At 33.0% G+C, this 22,561-nt stretch carries 21 protein-coding genes; 13 read left to right on the plus strand and 8 right to left on the minus strand.

Features of this window, described 5'->3' with window-relative positions:
• From cybH to BLQ93_RS06835, 13 genes are all read left to right on the plus strand, one after another.
• Positions 1-684 carry a Ni/Fe-hydrogenase, b-type cytochrome subunit gene (gene cybH / locus BLQ93_RS06775; RefSeq protein WP_092129143.1) on the plus strand — a complete coding sequence of 228 codons (684 nt, stop codon included), beginning with the start codon at positions 1-3 and terminating at the stop codon, positions 682-684.
• Entirely contained in the window at positions 681-1,160 is a 480-nt protein-coding gene (locus BLQ93_RS06780; RefSeq protein ID WP_025391227.1) for a HyaD/HybD family hydrogenase maturation endopeptidase, read from the plus strand. The genes cybH and BLQ93_RS06780 overlap by 4 nt, the downstream gene beginning before the upstream one ends.
• On the plus strand, positions 1,153-1,503 hold the full coding sequence (locus BLQ93_RS06785) for a hydrogenase maturation nickel metallochaperone HypA/HybF (RefSeq protein ID WP_025391226.1): 351 nt from the start codon (positions 1,153-1,155) through the stop codon (positions 1,501-1,503). Before BLQ93_RS06780 ends, BLQ93_RS06785 begins: the two co-directional genes overlap by 8 nt.
• The gene (hypB, locus tag BLQ93_RS06790; RefSeq protein WP_092129145.1) at positions 1,503-2,162 is read left to right on the plus strand and encodes a hydrogenase nickel incorporation protein HypB; all 660 of its coding nucleotides are present in this window, start codon (positions 1,503-1,505) and stop codon (positions 2,160-2,162) included. The genes BLQ93_RS06785 and hypB overlap by 1 nt, the downstream gene beginning before the upstream one ends.
• Before the next feature lie 104 nt (positions 2,163-2,266).
• Complete coding sequence (gene rpsF / locus BLQ93_RS06795; RefSeq protein WP_092129147.1) at positions 2,267-2,629, plus strand: 30S ribosomal protein S6; 363 nt, start codon at positions 2,267-2,269, stop codon at positions 2,627-2,629.
• Between the two features lie 8 nt (positions 2,630-2,637).
• Positions 2,638-3,030: a single-stranded DNA-binding protein gene (locus tag BLQ93_RS06800; RefSeq protein WP_092129149.1), complete on the plus strand. Its 393-nt coding sequence runs from the start codon at positions 2,638-2,640 to the stop codon at positions 3,028-3,030.
• A gap of 23 nt (positions 3,031-3,053) precedes the next feature.
• Positions 3,054-3,320, plus strand: a complete 267-nt coding sequence (rpsR, locus tag BLQ93_RS06805) for a 30S ribosomal protein S18 (protein WP_092129151.1) — start codon at positions 3,054-3,056, stop codon at positions 3,318-3,320.
• 28 nt (positions 3,321-3,348) lie between these two features.
• Complete coding sequence (gene rplI, locus BLQ93_RS06810) at positions 3,349-3,801, plus strand: 50S ribosomal protein L9 (protein ID WP_092129153.1); 453 nt, start codon at positions 3,349-3,351, stop codon at positions 3,799-3,801.
• Positions 3,791-5,218, plus strand: a complete 1,428-nt coding sequence (gene dnaB, locus BLQ93_RS06815; protein ID WP_092129155.1) for a replicative DNA helicase — start codon at positions 3,791-3,793, stop codon at positions 5,216-5,218. The genes rplI and dnaB overlap by 11 nt, the downstream gene beginning before the upstream one ends.
• Positions 5,219-5,309: 91 nt before the next feature.
• The gene (uvrA, locus tag BLQ93_RS06820) at positions 5,310-8,156 is read left to right on the plus strand and encodes an excinuclease ABC subunit UvrA (RefSeq protein ID WP_092129157.1); all 2,847 of its coding nucleotides are present in this window, start codon (positions 5,310-5,312) and stop codon (positions 8,154-8,156) included.
• Positions 8,116-8,568, plus strand: a complete 453-nt coding sequence (locus tag BLQ93_RS06825) for a TIGR00725 family protein (RefSeq protein WP_092129159.1) — start codon at positions 8,116-8,118, stop codon at positions 8,566-8,568. Before uvrA ends, BLQ93_RS06825 begins: the two co-directional genes overlap by 41 nt.
• Before the next feature lie 71 nt (positions 8,569-8,639).
• Positions 8,640-10,286, plus strand: coding sequence for a methyl-accepting chemotaxis protein (locus BLQ93_RS06830; protein ID WP_092129161.1), 1,647 nt, complete (start codon positions 8,640-8,642; stop codon positions 10,284-10,286).
• Positions 10,287-10,294: 8 nt separating this feature from the next.
• Entirely contained in the window at positions 10,295-11,413 is a 1,119-nt protein-coding gene (locus tag BLQ93_RS06835; RefSeq protein WP_092129163.1) for a glycerate kinase family protein, read from the plus strand.
• 101 nt (positions 11,414-11,514) lie between these two features.
• Here the strand turns inward: BLQ93_RS06835 and BLQ93_RS06840 are convergent, their stop codons facing one another.
• The 8 genes from BLQ93_RS06840 to BLQ93_RS06875 form a co-directional block, all read right to left on the minus strand.
• The gene (locus tag BLQ93_RS06840) at positions 11,515-12,486 is read right to left on the minus strand and encodes an NAD(P)H-dependent glycerol-3-phosphate dehydrogenase (RefSeq protein WP_245670453.1); all 972 of its coding nucleotides are present in this window, start codon (positions 12,484-12,486) and stop codon (positions 11,515-11,517) included.
• Positions 12,479-13,234 (minus strand): type III pantothenate kinase, encoded by a 756-nt coding sequence (locus tag BLQ93_RS06845; RefSeq protein WP_092129167.1) that lies wholly within the window; start codon positions 13,232-13,234, stop codon positions 12,479-12,481. The genes BLQ93_RS06840 and BLQ93_RS06845 overlap by 8 nt, the downstream gene beginning before the upstream one ends.
• An 8-nt stretch (positions 13,235-13,242) precedes the next feature.
• Positions 13,243-14,460 carry a tyrosine--tRNA ligase gene (gene tyrS, locus BLQ93_RS06850; RefSeq protein WP_025391214.1) on the minus strand — a complete coding sequence of 406 codons (1,218 nt, stop codon included), beginning with the start codon at positions 14,458-14,460 and terminating at the stop codon, positions 13,243-13,245.
• Positions 14,460-16,592, minus strand: a complete 2,133-nt coding sequence (locus BLQ93_RS06855) for a vitamin B12-dependent ribonucleotide reductase (RefSeq protein WP_025391213.1) — start codon at positions 16,590-16,592, stop codon at positions 14,460-14,462. The genes tyrS and BLQ93_RS06855 overlap by 1 nt, the downstream gene beginning before the upstream one ends.
• Positions 16,593-16,594: 2 nt before the next feature.
• Positions 16,595-18,271, minus strand: a complete 1,677-nt coding sequence (recJ, locus tag BLQ93_RS06860) for a single-stranded-DNA-specific exonuclease RecJ (protein WP_025391212.1) — start codon at positions 18,269-18,271, stop codon at positions 16,595-16,597.
• Positions 18,249-20,072 carry an argininosuccinate lyase gene (gene argH / locus BLQ93_RS06865; protein WP_092129169.1) on the minus strand — a complete coding sequence of 608 codons (1,824 nt, stop codon included), beginning with the start codon at positions 20,070-20,072 and terminating at the stop codon, positions 18,249-18,251. The genes recJ and argH overlap by 23 nt, the downstream gene beginning before the upstream one ends.
• A gap of 117 nt (positions 20,073-20,189) precedes the next feature.
• Positions 20,190-21,476: a homoserine dehydrogenase gene (locus BLQ93_RS06870; RefSeq protein WP_025391210.1), complete on the minus strand. Its 1,287-nt coding sequence runs from the start codon at positions 21,474-21,476 to the stop codon at positions 20,190-20,192.
• On the minus strand, positions 21,469-22,539 hold the full coding sequence (locus tag BLQ93_RS06875; protein ID WP_092129171.1) for an NAD(P)H-dependent flavin oxidoreductase: 1,071 nt from the start codon (positions 22,537-22,539) through the stop codon (positions 21,469-21,471). The genes BLQ93_RS06870 and BLQ93_RS06875 overlap by 8 nt, the downstream gene beginning before the upstream one ends.
• Positions 22,540-22,561: the final 22 nt, after the last annotated feature.

Raw genomic sequence — 22,561 nt, forward strand, 5'->3', positions numbered from 1 at the left:
ATGGATAGTCAAGTCAAAATGCACTATAGGTGGACAGTTGCACGAAGACTCATTCATTGGACAACATTTATATGTATAGCAGTGTTAACTTTCACTGGTTTTTATATAGCAGATCCCTTCTGGTTTATCTACTCACCAGGCACAAGAGAAGCATACAATACCTTTGCTATGGCAGATGTAAGGTTTATTCACTTTACCTTTGGCTTTATCTTTATGTTTGCTATTATTATGAGACTATATTATGCTTTCCTTTCAAGATACGATGCAGACTGGAAAAGTTTATTATTTGAGTGGTTTAACATTAAAGAATGGAAAACTGTACTTTCGTATTACATTACATTCAAACCATATGGTGTCCCGATTAAGAGTAAGTACAATCCGCTTCAATCGCTATTTTACTTTTTATTTATAATAGCTTGTATCTTTCAGGTTATATCTGGCCTTGTAATGTTTACAATGGGTCAAAACTCCATTCGCGGTATGTCTTTTATGCAAACAGTACTGTACTGGTTTGTAAGCCTAATGGGCGGCTATGCGCATGTGTATGATTTGCACAGATTACTTACATGGTTTTTTATAGTATTTTTTATAGGTCATGTGTATATGATATTAGCGCATGATGTAGGAGATAAAAAAGGCACAGTATCATCTATGATTTCTGGATACGAGGCAGAAAAAGAATGAACTCTATTGCAGTCATTGGCTTAGGTAATACATTGCTTGGCGATGAAGGCTTTGGCGTTCATTTTGTTAATAAATTGAAATCAAAATATACATTCAGTGAAAACGTCAAAATTTTTGATGGGGGAACCATTGGGTTCCTCCTTATTGAGCATTTTTTAGAAAATGATAAACTTATTTTTATAGATGCAATAAGAGCAAATGATACGCCAGGCAGTATATATAAATTCAATGTAAAAGAGCTTCCTCCAAATATTACATTTGTATCATCTATTCATGAAATTGGCCTGGGAGACATTTTAGGACACGTAAGGTTAATGGGCTTAGAAAAAGAGACAATAGTAATTGGAATTGAACCACTATCGGTATGTCCAAATAACTTAACTACTAAGCTAACGCCTTTAATGGAAGAAAAAATGCCTTCCGTTGAAAAGTTAGTGTTAGAACAAATAAAAGAATTTGGTGGAAGTTATGCATGAGGGGGCAATAGCCCAATCTGTCGTGGAAGTTTTACGCGACATAAAAGACCAAAATGGGCTATTGAGCATAACTTCCGCTACCCTTAAAATTGGTGCAATTTCGGGCGTTGTAGTTGACGCCCTTCTTTTTGCATTTGAAGCAATACAAAAAGAAGAAGATTTTATCAAAGACACAAAACTTAATATAATCTATGTAAATGTAAAAGCAAGGTGTAGTATTTGTGGTAAAACTTTTGAATTTGATAATACAGATGATCTGGTTATGATTTGTCCAGATTGTCAAATGCCACTTGCAATAATAAATGGCAAAGAATTAGAAATTGTTGATGTGGAGGGACAATAGTGAAAAGGATCGTTGTTGAAAAAAAGATACTTGAAAAAAACGATGACATCGCAAATAGCATTAGAAACCTACTAGATAAAAATCATATTTTTAGTTTAAATGTAATGAGCTCACCAGGTGCTGGTAAAACAACACTTATTGAACGCATAGTAGAAGCACTAAAGCCCGAGTATAAAATTGCAGCAATTGATGGTGATTTAGATACACAAAGGGATGCACAGCGTATCGCAGCACTTGGTATAGAAGCTGTTCAAATAAACACATCTGGCACATGCCATTTAGATTCTTCGATGGTTCAAAAAGCACTTAACGATATATCACTTGATCTGGACCTATTAATAATAGAAAATGTAGGAAACTTAGTCTGCCCTGCAAGTTTTTACTTAGGTACGCACAAAAATGCTGTATTAATAAGTACACCCGAAGGTGATGATAAGGTAAAAAAATACCCTACAATGTTTAATATAGCAGATGTTGTGTTGATTAACAAAATGGATATAGCCCAATTTGTAAATTTTAACGTAGAAAAAGTAGAAAATGAGATAAAAGAATTAAACCCAAATGCTATAATATTTAAAATAAGCGCCATAAAAAATGAAAGCTTAAGTGAATTTATAAATTGGATCAAAAAAAACATAGAATTATTAAAACACCAATAAAATATATAATATTTTGATTTTTTTAAAGAATTTGATACAATTATTGTTGTGTATATCCTTGCTATCTTGTAAACAAGATAGCCAAAAGTCCAAAAGGAGGTTTAATGTACTACGATTTTCTCTACATTGTTCAACCAAATGTTACAGATGAAGAATTTGATACTATACTCTCAGATGTAGTGTCAAGGATTGAAGGCAGTGGTGGTAAAGTATTAAAAAGCGCCATTTGGGGCAAAAAACAGCTCGCCTATCCAATTAAAAAATATAGGCAAGGTATTTATGTAAATCTTTTTTATGAAGCAAATACAACTGTCCCAAAGCAAATTGAAAGCTTTCTTGCCCTAAAAGATGATGTTTTAAGACAGATGACTGTCAAAATGTTAAAAAAAGATATAGCACGTTTAACCCAGGGTGAACAAAAAGTATCTACAGTGCAAGAAAATCAAGAGCAAAATGCACAATCTTAGGAGCGAAAGTGTCAAACTTAAATAGAATTTTTCTTATGGGTAACCTTACCAGAGATCCAGAATTGCGCTATACACCCTCAAATGTTGGCGTTGCAACATTTGGACTTGCAGTTAACTCTAATGTAGGAAAAGATGCTGATGGCAATAGAAAAACTGAAACATTATTTGTAGATATTATTGCTTTTGGCAAACAAGCAGAAACAATAGCCCAATACTGCAAAAAAGGCACGCCATTATTTGTTGAAGGGCGCTTAAGGTTGCGTACATGGGAAGACAAAGACGGCAACAAACGTTCAAAACATGAAGTTGTTTTAAATGCTTTCCAATTTATTGGTGGCGCAAACAACAATATAAAGGATGACATTAAATTGCCTGAAGACGATGAAGATGTACCATTTTAAAATTAAAAAACAAAGGAGTAAAAATGGAAAACAACGATAAAAACAAAAGAAAAAAAGTATTTAAATTTTCAAAGAAAAAGGTTTGTTACTTTTGTATCAATAATATTGATGAAATTGATTATAAAAATACTGATGTATTATCTAGATTTATTACAGAAAGATACAAAATTGTCTCAAGAAAAGCTAGTGGTGTGTGTGCAAAACATCAAAGAAAACTCAGCACAAGCATAAAGCGCGCAAGGATCATGGCATTGTTACCATTTACCATTAATACAAAGCTGAAAAGCTGATTTTAGTTTAAAAAAAGGGGATATGTATATGAGGGTTGTTTTACTTGAAGATATAGAAAATTTAGGATTGGCAGGTGATGTTTTAGACGTTAAAGATGGTTATGCACGCAATTTTTTATTTCCAAGAAAACTAGCTCTAAAAGCTACAAAAGAAAATGTAAAACTAATAGAAGAAAAAAGAAACAGTATAATAAAAAGGGCACAAAAAAGACTACAATTAGAACAAGCAAAAAAAGAGCAGCTTGATGGTTTAACTATTGAGTTAAAAGCAAAGGCAGGTGAAGGTGGCAAGTTGTTTGGTTCAATTGGGACAAACGATATCTACACAGCATTAAAAGAAAAACAAATAGATATTGATAAAAAAAGCATAAGGCTTGAGGATCCGATCAAACAAATAGGAGAATACGAAGTAACAATAGCTCTTTATAGAGATATAAAAGCTAATATAAAAGTTATTGTACGTAGTTTAGATGAAAATTAATACACCATTAAAACCTGCTACAAGCTCGTCTACTTCTATTGAATTACCAAATGCATATGAGGCAGAAAAAGCTTTGCTTTCTGCCTTATTTTTAGATAACTCTAAAATTGGTCAAGCATTAGAATATATAACTGATAAACATTTTTACGATAAAAGAAACGCGTTAATCTTTCAGACAATGCTAGTCTTGTATTCACAGGGTATAAGTTTTGATCATATAATTGTTGCCAACCATTTAGGCAAACAACTAGATACAATCGGTGGTATGGATTACTTGATTGAAATTACAGACTATCTTCCAAATATTTCCAATATAACACACTATGCAAAAATTATTTACCAAAAAAGTGTTTTAAGGGAATTGATTTTTGCTTCTCAAGAAATTGCTGATGTTGCCTATTCAGATGCATTAGATACAGAAGAAATATTAAATTTTGCAGAAAAAAAGATATTTAATATTTCAACAAAAAAGACAGAAAGCTACAAATCTCTAAATGATATAGGTGATGAAATAAAAGAATTAATACAAAATTTAAAACAAAGAAATGCTGAAGTTACTGGCCTACCAACAGGTTTTATTGACATAGATAGAATGCTAAATGGTTTTCAAAGAGGTGACCTAATAATTCTTGCTGCAAGACCAAGTATGGGAAAGACTGCTTTTGCCGTTAATATTGCTCTTAATATGGCACAAAAAAACAATATTTCGGTTGGCATCTTTAGTTTAGAGATGACCTACAGGCAAATTGCTATGAGAATTTTATCTTCAATGAGCAATATAGAATTTCATAAAATAAAATCTGGCAGACTAAGCGCAAGCGAATGGAATTTACTTGTACAAACAATAGACGAAGCACGTAATTTGCGTATATATATAGATGATTCTTCACTAATAACAAGCCTCGATATTAGAACAAAAGCTAGAAAACTAAAAATAGAGCGTAATATTGATTTTCTAATTATAGATTACCTTCAACTTATTGAAGGACTAAAAAGAGAAAATCGTGCTCAAGAAGTATCAGAAATATCAAGATCTCTAAAAATATTAGCAAAAGAGCTAAATATTCCTATTCTTGCATTATCACAGCTAAACAGAAGCGTAGAACAAAGAGATAACAAACGTCCAATGATGTCTGATTTGAGAGAATCGGGTTCTATTGAGCAGGATGCGGATATTGTCATGTTTATATACAGGGATGATGTATATCATAAAAAAAATGATGCAAATAACAAAAAAAATCAATCAGATGAACCACAAACTACACCAGCTGAAATACATATTGCAAAACATAGAAATGGACCAACAGGTACGGTAAATTTGCTTTTCCATAAAAATACAACTACATTTAAAAATATGAGCGATGAACAAACTGTAGATACATTTTACAACAATGTAAACGAAGTTGAAGAATTTTAAGTCATCATCCTGAGCGCAAGCGAAGTAAATCATCCTGAAGCGCTAGCTAAGGATCTCGAGCGTTGCTCTCAGAATGACAAACAGGATTCCTATGCAAGATCATATATTTATCAAAGGTGCAAGACAACATAATTTAAAAAATATTGATATTAAAATTCCTAAATTTAAAATTGTAAGTTTTGTTGGTCCATCTGGCTCTGGAAAATCAACAATTGTTTTTGATATAGTCTACGCAGAAGGCCAGCGCAGATACATAGAGTCGCTATCCGCTTATACACGTCAATTTTTAGAAAAGCTAGAAAAAAGTGATGTTGACTACATAACTGGCTTATCGCCATCTATTAGCATAGATCAAAAACTTTCATCAAATAGCCGCTCCACTGTTGGTACAACAACAGAAATATACGATTACATGAGGCTTATATGGGCAAATCTTGCTCAGTATTATTGCTATAATTGTGGTCGCAAAATTGAACAGCAAACCCCTCAGGCCATTATCAACAAAATATCCCAATTAAAAGGAAAAAAGATACTTATAATGCGACCAATAGCTATAAATAAAAAAGGTGAATTTAGTCAAGAATTTAACCTTCTTGCAAAACAGGGTTTTGTAAGAATTATTGCTGATGATATAGAATATACGCTTGATGATCCCCCAAAGTTAGACAAAAATAAAAAACACACAATATTCTTAGTTGTAGATAGAATTGTTGTAAATGAAGACTCAAAAGAGCGCGTTCAGCAATCTATAGAACTTGCACTTAAAAATTCTAAAACTGTGTATGTAAAAGATATACAAACAAATGCAATTGAAGTATTTTCAACTGAATTTAGCTGTCCGGTTTGCAATATCAATTATTCACCAAAAAATGCTCAAAGTTTTTCATTTAACTCTCCACTTGGCGCATGCCCGGTTTGCAATGGCCTAGGTTTTGTAAATAAACTACGCACTTGTGCTTTGATAAATGAAAATTTATCCATAAAAGAAGGCGCTATAATTCCATTTTCTAAACCAAGATACGCTAAGGCTCAAAATTATATAATACAAAAATGCATTTCTCTTGGCATAGATGTTTATATGCCTTTTAAAGACCTTACAACTCAGCAAAAAGATGTTGTTTATTTTGGAAGTGGCGATTTTGATGGAATCATATCTATGGTAGAGCGTTTTTTTGAATCAGATCCAATATTTGCAACTCAAAACGCTTTTTTGCATAAAAGTGTTGTGTGCCCAGATTGCAACGGCTTTAGGTTAAACAAAGAAAGCCTATCAGCCAAAATAGAAGGTAAAAATATTATAGAAGTTACAAACCTTCGCATTGATGAAACATTGGATTTCTTTAAAAATTTAGAAAAAAAGCTAGATCCAACACAAAAACAAATTGCAAAAAACCCACTTAATGAAATTATAAAAAGATTGCAGTTTCTTGTGGATTTGAATTTAGATTATTTATCGCTTTCAAGAAGCACGGCTACGTTATCTGGTGGAGAAGCTCAAAGGGTTAAACTTGCAACACAGATAGGTACATCTTTAAGCGGTGTAACTTATTGCCTGGATGAACCATCAATTGGTTTGCACCCTTCAGAAACAGAAAAACTTATAAAAATTTTGAAAGAATTGCGTGATTTAGGAAATACAATTTTAATGGTAGAACACAATGAGTTTTTAATAAAAAACAGTGATTATATCATAGATATAGGGCCAAAGAGTGGCAAATTTGGAGGAGAAATATGCGCTGAAGGCTCACTAGATCAAATACTAACAAACGAAAATTCTCTAACAGGTAAATATTTATCTGGAAAACTAAAAATTGAAGTACCGCCAAAAAGAAATTTTAAAGATTTTCTTAAATTAAAAAATGTTAATGTTCACAATATTAAAAATTTAAACGTTGATATACCGCTTGGATGTTTAGTTGGAATAAGTGGTGTTTCTGGAAGCGGCAAGTCAAGTTTAATTTTTGATTTCCTTTTGCCAAAATTAAAAGAAAAAATTAACATTCACCAAACCTTAAATAGAGAAGCTTTTCAAGAAACAGACTTTAATTCAAAAGATAATGAATTTTTTGATTCTTCTCAAAGTTCTGGAGATATTGAAAACTTTCAACTAATTGAACGCATCATTGCCATAAATCAATCACCAATAGGCAGAACACCTCGTTCAAATCCAGCTACTTATACATCTGTTTTTACAGATATCAGAGAATTATTCGCTAATGTTACACAAGCAAAAATTTTAGGTTTTACCCCCTCTCGCTTTAGCTTTAATGTAGCTGGCGGCAGATGTGAAAAGTGCAAAGGCGAAGGTTACATAAAAGTTGAAATGCAATTTTTACCTGATGTTTATGTATTATGTGAAGCCTGCGGCGGAAAAAGATACAATGATGCCACACTATCTGTTTACTACAAAGATAAAAATATAGCTGATGTGCTTAATATGAGTATCGATGAAGCTTATGAGTTTTTTGATAACATACCAAAAATTAAAAATAAACTTGGAATTTTAAAAGACATAGGACTTGGTTATATAAAACTTGGCCAAAATGCAACAACACTATCTGGAGGAGAAGCCCAGCGCATAAAATTAGCAAAAGAACTAATAACGCCTCCTAACAAAAAAACTCTATACCTGTTTGATGAGCCTTCTAGAGGTCTTCATCCAGATGATATAAAAAAACTATTGCATGTAATAAATAGGCTTATAGATAGTGGTCACAGTGTAATTATAATAGAACATGATTTAGATATATTAAAATGTGCAGACTATATTATTGACATGGGTATAGGTGGTGGAGATAAAGGCGGACAGGTAGTTGCTAAAGGTACTGTATACGAAATTGCAAAAAACCCAAAATCAATTACAGGTAAATATTTAAAAGAAAAATTGGAGGAATCAAATGTATCTAATAGGCGTAATAGGCTCTCAAAAAGCTTCTGAAAAAGCAAAATCCATTGCCTATGAGGTTGGAAAACTTATAGCTTTAAATAATTTTGTGCTGGTTTGCGGCGGTTTAGACGGTGTAATGGAAGCTGCAAGTAAAGGGGCATTTGACCATGGTGGTTTAACTGTTGGTATTTTACCAGACAAAGACAAAAAAAATGCAAATCCATATATAAAAATTCCTATTGCATCTGGTATGGGATACGCTAGAAATTTTTGTATAGTACAAAGCGCAGATTGCCTAATTGCTATTGAAGGAAGCTATGGTACATTAAATGAAATTTCTGCTGCACTCAATCTGCAAAAAACAGTAATTGGTCTTGAGTGTTCGTGGAACATAGAAGGTATGAAGTTTGCAAATAGCCCACAGGAAGCTATAGAATTAGCTAAAAAATTCATTTTTAGTTAACTTTTAGTGCGTTGACTTTATTTAATAATATTTATATAATTAGTTTATAAACTAGAGCAGGAGGTATATACATGGATAAAATTTTTTTAGGATTGGTTAGCATATATATATTGCTTTGCGCTGTATTTTACTATTTTAATCAAAATTCAATTTTTTTGATTTTTGGTTTAATCTCTGTAATTTTTTTTATCATAAATGGAATATTAACAAAATATAGGTTTTTAAAATTAGTAAAATCTGAGTCAGCTAAGCTTTCAGATAATTTCTTTAAAAAAGAACGTATTGATTTAATAACCAAAATAAGTTTAAACAATATTTTTTCTGAATTTAATACAATACTGAATAACATTAAAACTCAATTTAAAGAAATATTCAACGAAAAATTTACAAATGATACCCATATTGCAATATCAGCTGCAAAAATAAGCTTTGATACGCAAAAAACAAGCAATGATGTAAAAACAATTTTTCAAGAACTATCCATTATAGAAACAGGTTTGAATGATTCAAATGAGGCAGTAAAAAATATTGCACAAAACACCGTTTCAATGGTAGATTATATGGGTAAAATTAATCAAGTCTTAGAAACTTCATCTAAAAATGCAAAAAGTGTTATAGAAACAACTGAAAATATTTCAGCTAAAATCAATAAGAACCGTGAACATATTATCAAGTTAAATGAATCTTCCTCAAAAATAAGCGAGATAATTGACGTAATAAATGAAATTGCTGATCAAACTTCTCTTTTATCTTTAAATGCTGCAATTGAAGCAGCCCGTGCTGGCGAGCATGGCAGGGGCTTTGCAGTAGTAGCAGATGAGATAAGAAAACTATCTGAAAATACACTAAATGCAACAAATGAAATTTCAAACCTTGTAAAAACCGTGCAAAGCGACGTAGAAACGGTTATTAAAGCTAATAAACAAGTTGGTGAGTTAGTAATTCAAAATAAAAAAGTAGTGGAGCAAAGTATACATGCTTTCTTAGATGTAACTAACCACATTAACCAAGCCAATAATATGATAAATAATATTGCCAGTGCAGTTGAAGAACAATCAAAATTAATAAACGATATTAATCAAAGGATGCAAATAATTACTGAACACTTAAAAAATGCATCAAATAGTGTTGATCAAATTAGCTCAAATACAGCTAATTTTGCAAAAAAAGCCGAAAATAGTTTCAAAATGCTCCAGAAAGTAAATAGTGGACATTATTTAGATAAAATTTACGAAATTGCACTAATTGGTAAAGAAAAAATTGAATCGATATTTAATGATGCAGTTAAAAAAGGCATTATTGCATCAAATGATCTTTGGGATAGAAACTATATACCTATACCAAACACTAAACCTCAAAAATATGAAACGCGTTTCACAAAATTTATTAAAGATTATATACAACCAATTGAAGATGAACTTTTAGCAAAAGACCCTAATTTTTCTACAGTTGTTCTTGTAGATGATAATGGTTATCTAGCAGCACATAATTCAAAATATGATAAACCCCTAACGGGGGACTATAAAACTGATTTAAAAAATAACAGATCAAAAAGACTTTTAAATGATCCAATTAGCTTAGCATCAGCTAAAAGCGAAGAATCAGTATATATTCAGATTTATCCACGAGATACAGGTGAGATTATGTATAGGTTGTCTGTACCAATATTATTTGAAGGCAAACATTGGGGAGCTTTAAGAATAGGTTTTAATATATAGGAGAAAATATGAAAATATTGGTAAGTATTAATGCGTTTAAAGGTGCAGTATCTACTGTACTAGCAACCGATACAGTATCAGAAGAGCTTCTAAAATCTGGCCTTTTGGTAGAAAAATGCTACATAGCAGATGGTGGTGATGGAAGTGTAGATGTAGCAGCTTCTATGGGTGCAAACTTAAAATATTACGATACATATGACCCTTTAATGAGACCAATTAAAGCACCTATTGCATGGTTTGGTAAAACCGCACTAATTGAAATGGCAAAAGCAAGTGGCATTGCTTTAATTAGGCCTGAAGAAAGAAATCCACTAAAAACTACATCTTTTGGCACAGGTGTGCTTATAAAAAAAGCTATTGAAGAAGGTGCACAAGAAATTATACTTGGTATTGGTGGTTCTGCTACAGTCGATGGTGGTATCGGAATGCTAACAGCCCTCGATTTTAAATTTTTAGATTCAAAAGGAAATCCATCTTGGATAGGTGGCGAATCTTTAAAAAATATAAAAACCATTGTTAAAAGCCCTATAAATTTTCCAAAAATAACAATAGCAAGCGATGTAACAAACCCACTGCTTGGAACAAACGGGGCAAGTTATGTATTCGGACCGCAAAAAGGAGCCGATTCTAAAATGGTTGAATTTTTAGACAATGCACTGGCTCATTTCAATGATCTTACAAAAAAATATTTTAATATTGATATTGCAAATATAGAAGGTGCAGGAGCAGCAGGTGGAATAGGCGGATTTGCTTCTTGTTATTTAAACGCTCAAATAAAACCCGGTGCCGAATTATTTATGGACCTTGGAAATTTCAACAAAAAAGCATCCAATTGTGATTGTCTAATAACAGGTGAAGGTGCACTCGACAAACAAACCGCAAGTGGTAAGGCTCCATACCGTGTAGCAAAAAGGTTTAAAAGTATAAATAAAAATGGTTTAACAATTGCATTGGCTGGTAGCATATCAGATAGAGACACATACAAAGATACAATCGACATTGCTTTAAGTATAACAAACAAGCCTTTGTCAATTAGAGAATCAATAGAAAATACAAATGTTCTGTTAAAATCTTTCGCCTCTGAAATTGCAAAACTTTTAGCATGGAAGGAAAAAAAATTAAATTAATATCATACTTAAGCGCTAGCGAAGTTAGTCATCCTGAGGGCGCAAAGCCCGAAGGATCTACTTGTGGGATTCTTCGCTTAATGCTCCTCATAATGACGGACTTATTCTGACTTAAGTGGTCTGCTCATTAATGCGGTTATCGATTCAAAAGGGTCTTTTTTGTTTACTATAATATTGTAAATTTCATTTATTATAGGTGTTTCTATAGAATACTTTTTAGAAAATTCAAATACAGCCATCACTGTATTATAACCTTCAGGAATACCTTTTAATTGGCTTAAAATTTCGTCAATAGGCAAACCTTGGGCTAATTTTAAACCAAGCATACGATTTCGGCTTAAGTTGCCCGTTGTTGTTAAAATTATATCGCCAATGCCTGCAAGACCAAGCATTGTCTTATTTTTACCACCAAAAAATTTAAAAATTCTTGTAATTTCTGCAACACCACGAGTAATCAAAGCGGCTCTGGCATTTTGTCCTAAATTTAATCCGTCACTAATACCACAAGCAATTGCTAGGATATTTTTAAGCGCACCTAAATACTCTATGCCAATATAATCCGATGATGTATAAACTCTAAAATACATCGTATTAAAAATATTTTGAAACTTTTTAGCTAATTTTTTATTACATGAAGCTACAACGGATGCTGTAGGCAACTCTAATGCAACCTCAAGTGCAAAATTAGGTCCAGATAATACAGCAAATTGTTCTTTTGTAATACCTAGTGTTTCAATCAATATACCAGAAGGCGTTAGAAAGGTTTTTTCTTCAATACCTTTGCTTAAACTTAATGCCAAATCAACTTTTATAGAAAATTGTTTTATAAATCCTCGCAGATACTTAACCGGTACTGCAAAAATGCCAATAGACGAGTTTTTTGGTGTATCAAAAACTAAATTTTGAGATAGATGTACACCTTTTAAATACTTGTCATTTTGGTAGCTTGCCTGCATTGTTTCAATAAGTTTTTCATCGCGAGCACACAAACAAACGTTTAAATTTTTCTTTGCAAGTAAGTTAGCAATAGCAGTACCCCAGCTTCCAGCACCATATACACAAATTTCATACATTTTTGTAATATATACTCCAAAGTCCGTAAAATGTTAAGTTCGGCTCAAAATAATCAACATGTTTTATTTCTTTTATGAAAAACTGAGCATCTCCTCCTGTAAAAATAACAGAGGGGTTTTGCATCTCAAGCTTTAATCTTTCAATAATGCCTTCTACCATTTCAATATAACCAAAATAAATACCGCTTCTCATACTTTCTATGGTATTTTTACCAATAATTCGCATTGGTTTTTCAAGACTGATTTTTGGTAATTTTGCCGTGTGTTCCCTTAAGCATTCCATAGATATATTTACACCTGGTGCTATCACACCGCCCAGGTACTCGCATTTTTCACTAACACAATCAAATGTTGTAGCCGTACCAAAATCTACAACAATTGCAGCACCCAAACACTTCTCATAGGCAGCAAGGGCATTCACTATTCTATCTGCACCTACTTCTTTTGGGTTATCGTAAAGAATTTTTACACCAGTTTTTATTCCTGCTCCTACTTCTTTAGTTTTTACTTTGAATATTTTTTCAATTGCATTTACGATTTTTTGTGTTAAATATGGCACAACTGAGCTAATGATTGCACCTTCTATATTAAAATCGAGGCCATTAATCTTAAACAAATCATAAAGCAGTATTGTTATTTCGTCATCAGTACGGTTTATTGTGCTTATGCGAAATGTATATATAAGTGTTTTTCCTTCAAAGACGCCAAATCCTGTTGTTGTGTTTCCTACATCGATAGTCAAAAGCATAAAAGCCTCTACTTAATTGTTACCTTTGCAATTTGTTTTTTACCAACTTTCAATACAAAACTTTCACCTTTTTTTATTTGCAATCCTACATCTTCTAATACTTTATCGTTTATATAAACGCCTTTTTGCTCAATTAAGCGTTTTGCCTTGGATGTAGAATCACTAAAGCCTATATTTTTTATCAAGTGACATATCCAAATTGTTTGCGTATCAATTTTTAAATTTATCTCTTCAAGCAAATCGGGCCTTTCATTGTGTGTTAGGGCATCAAATGTCTTTTTTGCTTTTTGAGATTGACCTGGATGAAACCTTTCAACTATTTCTAAAGCAAGTTGTTCTTTAACAAATTTTGGGTTTAAAGAACCTTGTTGTATTTGTTTTTTAAAGCTTTCAATTTCCTGTACAGATTTATCTGATAATAGCTCGTAATATCTAAACATAAGCTCATCCGATATAGACATTATTTTGCCATACATATCAATTGGGCTTTCGTTTAACCCTATATAGTTACCCAAAGACTTGCTCATTTTGTTTTTACCATCTGTACCTTCAAGTATAGGCATCATCAAGATGCTTTGAGGCCTTTGGCCAAATTTTGACTGTAACAATCTACCAACCAAAAGGTTAAATTTCTGATCGCTTCCGCCAAGCTCCACATCAGCTTTTAGCGCAACAGAATCATATCCTTGAATCAATGGGTATAAAAATTCTTTTATTGATATGGGTTTTCCACTTTTGTACCTTTTCTCAAAATCATCTCTCTCAAGCATTCTTGCTACACTCATATGACCTGCAAGCTCAATTAAGCCCGCGGCAGATAGCTTTTCACACCATGTTGAATTATAAACGACTTTCGTCTTATCTTTATCTAAAATCTTAAACACTTGCTCTTTATATGTCTTAGCATTTTCTTCAACTTCTTCTTTACTTAAAGATGGCCTTGTTTGTGTTTTACCAGTAGGATCTCCTATGGTAGCAGTAAAATCGCCAATTAAAAAGTAAACTTCATGACCCAAATCTTGAAAATGCTTAAGTTTTTGTATGAGCACAGTGTGGCCAAGATGCAAATCTTTTGCAGTTGGATCAAAACCTGCTTTAATCTTTAGCGGTATTCCTGTTTTAAGTGATTCTTTTATTTTTTCTTTAAGCTCTTCTTCTTCTATTATTTCTATACTTCCTCTTTTTATTTGTTCGAACTGTTCAATAGCTAACTTTTCAATATCCATTAACTACACCTCGAATACCCACAGTTTTTGCACACAGCGCATCCTTCTACTTCTTCTAACACACCACCACACTCAGGACACTCTTCATAATTTTTTTCAACCTTTTTGTCTAAAAAATGATCCTTCAATACCTGTGCTATAGCATCTGGTACAGATTTAATAAGCCTGCCTTCATTCCAAATAGGCTGAGCGCCTGTAATGTTTATTAACGTATTTACAATCTTTTCAACATCTACTCCGTTTTGCAAAGCTATTGAAATAAGTCTGCCAATTGCTTCAGATAAAGCCGATATATCGCCACCTGATTTGCCAATATTAGCAAAAACCTCCACAGGTTTGCCTCCCATGGTATTTACCGTTACATATAAGCTTCCTCGGGATGTTTTGAGTTTTTCTGTAAAGCCACGCAATACACGTCCGCGTTTAATAGCCTGTAGTTTTTCTTGTTTGGATTCCGATACCAAAACCTGAACACTTCTTGAACCGTCTCTATATACGGTTAGGCCTTTTAAGCCTTTTTCTATAGCATAAAAATATGCTTTTTTAACATCATCTACAGTGGCAGAATTTGGCATGTTTATTGTTTTTGATACAGCATTGTCTGTGTAGTTTTGAAAAGCCGCTTGCATATCAATGTGGGCAGTGTAGTCCATATCCATTGAAGTTACAAAAATCTTGCTTAAATCTTCAATAGACTTTGGCAAGCCTAGGCCTTTTAGTCTTCCACCATTTGCAATAAGTTCTTCTAAAAAATCATCCACATTAATACCGCTTGATTGCAGTCTATCAAGCAGTCTTTCATTTACATACTTAAGTTTTTTGCCATCAAGAACCTGTTTGTAATAGGCCAGCGTAAAGTATGGTTCAATACCTGATGAACAATCAGCTATCATAGATATTGTACCAGTTGGAGCGATAGTTGTTGTTGTGGCATTGCGCATTGGTATATTTTGATCTTTGAAAATACTATTTTCATAAGCTGGAAAACAGCCCCGCTCATTTGCTAAATTACTTGATGCTATGTGACTTTCTTTTTGTATAAAACTCATAACATCACTTGCTAATTTAACACCTTCTTTGCTATTGTATGCTATATTTAAATCTACAAGCATATCTGCAAATCCCATTATGCCAAGACCTATTTTTCTGTTTTTTAGCGTTTCTGTTTTTATCTGTTCAATCGGATAGCTATTAACATCAATTACATTATCCAAAAAACGTACTGCAGTGTGAACACATTCTTTTAAATCTTCCCAGTCAATTGAACTATTTTTAACAAATTTTGATAAATTGATAGATCCTAAATTGCAAGATTCATAAGGCAAAAGAGGCTGTTCTCCGCAAGGATTTGTTGCTTCAATTTCGACACCTTTTAAAGTGTGAAGTTTGTTTATTCTGTCAATAAAAACAAGACCTGGCTCTCCATTTTTCCATGCATTATTTGCAATCTCATCCCATACAAATGAAGCTTTAAGTTTATTTGCTACCTTTTTTGTATGTGGATTTATTAGTTCATATTCTTCATCATTTTTAAGTTTTTCTAAGAAGTCGTCAGTTATAGCAACGCTTATATTAAAGTTCGTTATGGCATTTTCCTGTTCTTTGCAGTGTATAAACTCTAAGATATCTGGATGATCAACCCTTAAAATTCCCATATTTGCACCGCGTCTTACGCCACCTTGCTTAACAGATTCTGTAGCACAATCAAATACTTTCATAAATGATACAGGACCAGATGCTACACCTTTTGTAGATTGGACCACCTCACCTTTTGGTCTTAGCCTACTAAAAGAAAAGCCTGTTCCACCACCAGTTTTGTGTATAATAGCAGTTTGTTTTACAGCTTCAAATATCTCTTCCATAGAGTCACCGACAGGCAACACGAAACAAGCTGACAACTGACCTAGTGGGTTACCTGCATTTATCAAAGTAGGTGTATTTGGTAAAAATTTAAGTGAAGCCATTAAATCATAAAATTTCTCAAACCAATAATCAAAATCTTTTTCTAGCTGCGCTATGTGTTTGCTCACACGTTTTAACATCTCATCTGGCGTTTCTATAATCTCACCACGTTCATTTTTTTTAAGGTATCGAGACTTTAATACTGTTATAGCATTTTCACTAAAACCCATATTTACTCCTTAAATATATCTTTTATTGTAAAGTTGTAATACGCTTTATTAAAAGTTATATAAAAAGCTATACTGTAGCACTCATTTATTTTTAAGTTATCGGCATCTGTTGACACAAACGATTTACTTTTGCCATTGAAATCAAAAAAAAGAATATTATGGTAAGGTTTTTTCTGTATATCTTTCAAAATACCGCCTCTTACAAAAAATGTTGGTTCTTCATGCCCTGCGCCAAATGGTTCAAGTTCCCTTAGATTTTCTAAAAAATCAATATTATCAAAAATGTTTATATTGCAGGATAAATCAACTCTAAGCTTGTAAGAAGCGTTTACTTTAAGTCTTGAGACTTCTTTGTTGATAGCTTCTCTAAATGGTTCTATATGTTCCTTTTTAAGTGTAAGCCCAACAGCTAATTTATGACCACCAAACTTATCAAGCAAGTTTTCATGACGCTTTACAATTTCAAAGAGATTTATAGATTCGATACTTCTTCCACTACCTACACATAAATAATTATCTTCTGATATAACAATGGAAGGCTTTCTATAAAAATGGGCAAGGTTTCCTGCTACTATACCAATTACTCCTTTATGCCACTTACCACTGACTACAATTGCATCATAATGTTTTGCACCTGCTACTATTGATTTTGCTTCTTGTAAAATTGTCTGCTGCAGGCGTTTTCGTTTTATATTTAACTCATCTAGCCAGTTTGCTATCTTTAGCATCTTAATTTCTTGTGTTGTTGTAAACAAATCTATTGCAAGATTAGCATCGGCAAGCCTACCAGCAGAATTTATTCTTGGCGCTATTTTGTATGCAACATCATAAGTACTTAAATTGCTTGAGATATTTGAAACAGCTTTTAATTTATCCAATGCTTTTGAGCTTTTTGATAGGCCATACTTTACAAAAACCCTATTAACATCAACAAGTGGTACAACATCAGCAAGTGTGCCCAAACTAACAAGATCTAAATAGTTTGCAAGATTTGGCTCTTTCGTAAAAAAATTTCTCTCTCTCAATGTTTTTCTCAAAGCGAGTAAAAAATTAAATGCAACACCTACTCCTGCAAGCTCACTAAAGGGGTATTTGGAATTTTTCATCTTTGGATTTACAACGGCATATGCATTGGGTACAGTATTTGGTTCATGGTGATCTGTTATAATTACATCTATACCCAATTGTTTTGCAAATTCTATTTCGTCCTGGCTAGAAATACCGTTATCTACGGTTATAATTAATTTTGCTTTTTTTTGATGTGCGTATTTTATAGCAGAAAGCGATAAACCGTAGCCATCTTCTCTTTTTGGTATATAATATGTTATGTTTGCGCCAATTTCTTGAAAAAATTTTATGAGTATTGAACAAGCAGTTATTCCATCAACATCATAATCACCTACAATGCAAATACGCTCTTTTGCAATAAGAGACCTAACAGTGCGAGCTACAGCTAAATCCATATCACTTAGTAAAAATGGGTCGTATAGGTGCGATAGTGATGGTCTTAAAAATTTGTCAATATCCGAGATATTTCTATTTTTTAAGATCCTTACAAGAGCAAGATATGTATACGTGTTGCCAATTTTTACTTTTTTATTTTCGATATTGCAAAAATCTTCATTAATAATAATTTCAACCAACTCACCTTTGGTATTATATCTTTTTTCTGAATTCATAATAGTCTTTCAAGATTTTTAAGTGATCAAATACGATATGCTCAGGCAAATTATCCAGATCAAAAAAACCTAAATCCTCAGCATCATCCGAAGCTTTTGGGGTGCCACTTGCTTTGGCATAAAATACAACGCTTACCGTATGGCTTCTTGGATCTCTTTCTGGATCTGAGTAAACACCAAAAAGCTTTGGCTCTACAATATCAAGGCTTGTTTCTTCTTTTACTTCCCTAATTACAGCTTGCTCCACACTTTCGCCGTAATTTACAAAACCACCCGGCAAAGCAAAACCAAAAGGATAGTTTTTTCTGTTTATAAGAAGCACTTTATTGTCTTTTTCTATTATACAATCCACAGTCAAAGACGGGTTTTTATATATCTTAATTGGATAAGAACACCTGGGGCACAAATCTACATGGGAACTTTTTTCATCAAAGCTTTTAAGTGCTTCTTCAATTTGCTCTAATACATTGGCTCTGGAAGTGCCACCAAAAGATTTTCTTTTGTCTACACTACGCCTATAGTCTATGTAATCATAAACATCTTCTTCAATCTGGTCTGCAAACTGCTTGTATTCTTCAAGCGTCAGTTCTTTTAGCGTTTTGTTTTTAGTTATAGCATATGCTACAATTGAACCAACAATTTTGTGAGCATCTCTAAAAGCATAACCTTTAAAAGCTAGATAATCAGCCAAATCAGTTGCTGTAATAAAGCCTTTTTCAAGTGATTTTTCAATTTCATCAATATTTAGTTTAATTTTTGGGATTAGTTTTGATAGTATATCAATAATCATTAAACAATTGTCAATTGTATCAAAAAGTGCTTCTTTGTCTTCTTGCATATCGCGATTATACGAAAGTGGCAAACCTTTCATCACTGTTAAAAGTGTAAACAAATTACCATATACTCTACCTGTTTTACCCCTTATCAACTCTAAGCTATCAGGGTTTTTCTTTTGTGGCATAATACTTGAGCCTGTTGAAAATTCATCAGGTAGTTCTATAAAAGAAAACTCTGAAGATGAGTAAATGATAAAATCTTCTGCAAGTCTTGATGCATGCATAGAAAATATAGCGCAATTATTTAAAAACTCTATCATAAAATCTCTATCAGATACCGCATCGATAGAGTTTTTAGATATTTGTGTAAAATTAAGTAAACTTGCAGTGTAACGTCTATCTATAGGCCAAATTGTGCCAGCAAGCGCCCCAGCACCAAGTGGCATTACATCAATACGCTTTATTGTATCTAAAAATCTTTCTTTATCTCTCTTAAATTTTTCAAAAAAAGCCATTATGTAATGTGAAAATAATATCGGTTGGGCATGTTGCATGTGTGTAAAACCTGGTATTATAACATCAATATGCTCTTTAGCAAAAAGTGCAAGATTTTTTAACAATCCATTTAGTCTATCTATTATTTCTATGCTTATATCTCTTAAGAACAAACGCTCATCAAGTGCTATTTGATCATTTCTTGAGCGTGCCGTATGAAGCTTACCCCCTACTTTACCAATTAAATTAATAAGAGCACGTTCTATTGCCATGTGTATGTCTTCATCTTGTGGATTAAATTCAAATTCACCTGCTTCAATCTGTCTTTCAATTTTACGTAAACCATCAATAATTTTCTCGGCTTCTTCTTGTAAAATAATTGATTGCTTAGCAAGCATTTTAACATGAGCAATGCTGCCTAATATGTCATATTTATAAAGACGCTTATCATAGCTTATACTTTCTGAAAATTGTTCCATTAGATTATCCTGGCCAGTATTAAAGCGTCCAGCCCACAATTTACCATTCATAAACACTCCTTTTAAAAACTCTGCAAACTACTTGTCATTCTGAGCACACGAGTGTGCGAAGAATCCCAAAAGTAGATCCTTCTCTGACGCTCAGGATGAACCTAAAACACAATGTGATTAATCCAAAACTCTAATCAAAACAGTGCCATTTTTAATTATAGTCTGATGATTTTTTTCAATTTCTCTTATTGCTTTTTTAACATTAGACTCTTTAGCTTTGTGCGTTAATACTAAAAGTGGCACAACATCCAAACCTTTTCCTATTTGTACAACACTTTTTATGCTAATATTGTACTTGCTTAAAACATTGGCAATACGGCTAAGCACACCAACACTATCTACAACACTAAACCTTATATAAAAATGAGACTCAAGACTATCAATATCTACAAATTCCATTTTTTCAAACACACGCATAGAAAGTGTATCTTTTACTGTACCAGATTCAATATCTTTTGCAATATCAATGATATCTGCAACCACAGATGAAGCTGTGGGTAAACTACCTGCACCTTTTCCCACATATGTAGTCTGACCTGTCATATCAGAAATAACGCTTATTGCATTATAAACACCATCCACTTTAGCAAGTATATTATCTTGCTCTATAAAATAAGGGGCAACACGTACAAGTAGTTTATTATCTTTTGAATTTGCTATACCAAGCAATTTTACTCTATAGCCTAACTTTTGGGCAAAATCTATATCAATAAAGTCAATATCTCTTATGCCTTCAACATGTACATCTTTTTCTTCAACTTTAGCATTAAAACTAATGGAAGCTAAAATCGCCATCTTTTGAGCAGAGTCAATACCATCTATATCAAATGACGGATCACGTTCAGCGTAACCTTCTTTAATTGCTTTATTTAATATAGTTTCAAAAGACTCGTGTGTTTCAAACATCTGACTTAAAATATAATTACATGTACCATTTACAATTGCTTTTATGCTTTTTATGTTGTTTGCCATTAAGTCCCTGGTAATAACCTTTATAATAGGCACACCGCCTGCCACTGAAGCTTCAAACCCAATTTTTACACCATTTTGAGCAGCTTTAGAAAAAATCTCAAAACCATGATTTGCAAAAAGTGCTTTATTTGCGCTAACAATGTTTTTTTTGTTATCGATAGCTTGGCAAACAAACTTACGTGCTACATCAATACCACCAATGAGTTCCAAAACAATATCTATATCATCGTCAAATAATTCTTTATAATCTTTTGCGTAAATGTAATTTGTTATTAGATTCTTGCACTTGGAAGTTCGGGAAAAAACCTTTTTAATATTGATGCCAAAACCCAATCGTTTTCTTATTAAATCAGCATTATCCTGTAAAATTTTAACAACACCGCAACCTACAGTGCCAAGACCAAAAATCCCAATATTTATATCTTTATCCATAAACAAGCTCCTTCATCAACTCTTCTACACTTAAAAGCCTATCAATTCTATAAGCATTTGTGCCTACAGTGTAAATAGGTCTTTCCTTGTCACTATTGTAACCAGCACTCGAAAGTAAACCATTACATATGCAAAAATAGTTTACATTATCTACCATAGCAGGGCAATATCCATCTTTGTTTAATAAATAACCTTTATCGCAATTTGGTGGTCTTTTTGCTAAAAGTGCATCCTGATACATGGGCGATGATTTTATTACGCGAAATGGTAAACCAGAAGGTGAGCCTGGTCTATATGCTACAATAATATCGTCTTTATTTGCTTTAATTACTGCCTGTTTATAGTCATCGGAAGCACTGCTTTCAAATGTTGCTAAAAATCTTGTACCCATCTGCACACCATCTGCTCCCATATTCAAAAATTTTTTTATATCTTCGTGCGTGTAGATGCCTCCTGCTACAATAACAGGTATATCACCACATTTTATTGCTTTTTCTTTTATTGGAGGAAAAAGATTTTCAAGTTTATTTTCTTCTTTATCTAAATCTGCAAAATGAAAACCCAGGTGTCCTCCAGCTAAAGGCCCTTCCACTATAACAGCGTCAGGCCTTGCCCCAAAACGTTCCCAGCGCTTACAAATAATATCAAACGCCCTTAGGCTTGATACAATAGGGACAAGCGCCACATCTTTACTTGCAGCTATCTTCGGAAGTTCAGTAGGAAGTCCGGCACCAGATATGATTATGTCTACACCGCCAGCTATTGCACCTTTGACGCTTGCTTCGTAATCTTTTTGCACAGCTACCATAATATTTATGCCTATACAGTTTGAACCGTCTTTTGCAAGTGCGATTTCTTCTTCACAAGCTTCATATATAGAATATTTTTTGTTATTTCGCTTACTTAAGATTCTATCTAAAGCTACACTTGATACAACGCCCACACCGCCGTTTTGTGAAACAGCTTTTGCCAAAGGATACAGGCTTACTCCTACACCCATACCACCTTGTATTATACAATGTTCGACTATTTTATCTTTAATTTTTAGTTTCTTTAGTGCCATCGTTGCTCTTTACATCCTTTTT

Origin of the sequence: Desulfurella multipotens, assembly GCF_900101285.1 — a bacterium.
Classification (GTDB): Bacteria; Campylobacterota_A; Desulfurellia; order Desulfurellales; family Desulfurellaceae; genus Desulfurella; species Desulfurella acetivorans.

Excerpts from the sequence above, each read along its gene's own strand:
- cybH (WP_092129143.1), top strand. The coding sequence starts at position 1 with ATGGATAGTCAAGTCAAAATGCACTATAGGTGGACAGTTGCACGAAGA.
- BLQ93_RS06780 (WP_025391227.1), top strand. The coding sequence starts at position 681 with ATGAACTCTATTGCAGTCATTGGCTTAGGTAATACATTGCTTGGCGAT.
- BLQ93_RS06785 (WP_025391226.1), top strand. The coding sequence starts at position 1,153 with ATGCATGAGGGGGCAATAGCCCAATCTGTCGTGGAAGTTTTACGCGAC.
- rpsF (WP_092129147.1), top strand. The coding sequence starts at position 2,267 with ATGTACTACGATTTTCTCTACATTGTTCAACCAAATGTTACAGATGAA.
- rpsR (WP_092129151.1), top strand. The coding sequence starts at position 3,054 with ATGGAAAACAACGATAAAAACAAAAGAAAAAAAGTATTTAAATTTTCA.
- rplI (WP_092129153.1), top strand. The coding sequence starts at position 3,349 with ATGAGGGTTGTTTTACTTGAAGATATAGAAAATTTAGGATTGGCAGGT.
- dnaB (WP_092129155.1), top strand. The coding sequence starts at position 3,791 with ATGAAAATTAATACACCATTAAAACCTGCTACAAGCTCGTCTACTTCT.
- uvrA (WP_092129157.1), top strand. The coding sequence starts at position 5,310 with ATGCAAGATCATATATTTATCAAAGGTGCAAGACAACATAATTTAAAA.
- BLQ93_RS06825 (WP_092129159.1), top strand. The coding sequence starts at position 8,116 with ATGTATCTAATAGGCGTAATAGGCTCTCAAAAAGCTTCTGAAAAAGCA.
- BLQ93_RS06830 (WP_092129161.1), top strand. The coding sequence starts at position 8,640 with ATGGATAAAATTTTTTTAGGATTGGTTAGCATATATATATTGCTTTGC.
- BLQ93_RS06835 (WP_092129163.1), top strand. The coding sequence starts at position 10,295 with ATGAAAATATTGGTAAGTATTAATGCGTTTAAAGGTGCAGTATCTACT.
- BLQ93_RS06840 (WP_245670453.1), bottom strand. The coding sequence starts at position 12,486 with ATGTATGAAATTTGTGTATATGGTGCTGGAAGCTGGGGTACTGCTATT.
- BLQ93_RS06845 (WP_092129167.1), bottom strand. The coding sequence starts at position 13,234 with ATGCTTTTGACTATCGATGTAGGAAACACAACAACAGGATTTGGCGTC.
- tyrS (WP_025391214.1), bottom strand. The coding sequence starts at position 14,460 with ATGGATATTGAAAAGTTAGCTATTGAACAGTTCGAACAAATAAAAAGA.
- BLQ93_RS06855 (WP_025391213.1), bottom strand. The coding sequence starts at position 16,592 with ATGGGTTTTAGTGAAAATGCTATAACAGTATTAAAGTCTCGATACCTT.
- recJ (WP_025391212.1), bottom strand. The coding sequence starts at position 18,271 with ATGAATTCAGAAAAAAGATATAATACCAAAGGTGAGTTGGTTGAAATT.
- argH (WP_092129169.1), bottom strand. The coding sequence starts at position 20,072 with ATGAATGGTAAATTGTGGGCTGGACGCTTTAATACTGGCCAGGATAAT.
- BLQ93_RS06870 (WP_025391210.1), bottom strand. The coding sequence starts at position 21,476 with ATGGATAAAGATATAAATATTGGGATTTTTGGTCTTGGCACTGTAGGT.
- BLQ93_RS06875 (WP_092129171.1), bottom strand. The coding sequence starts at position 22,539 with ATGGCACTAAAGAAACTAAAAATTAAAGATAAAATAGTCGAACATTGT.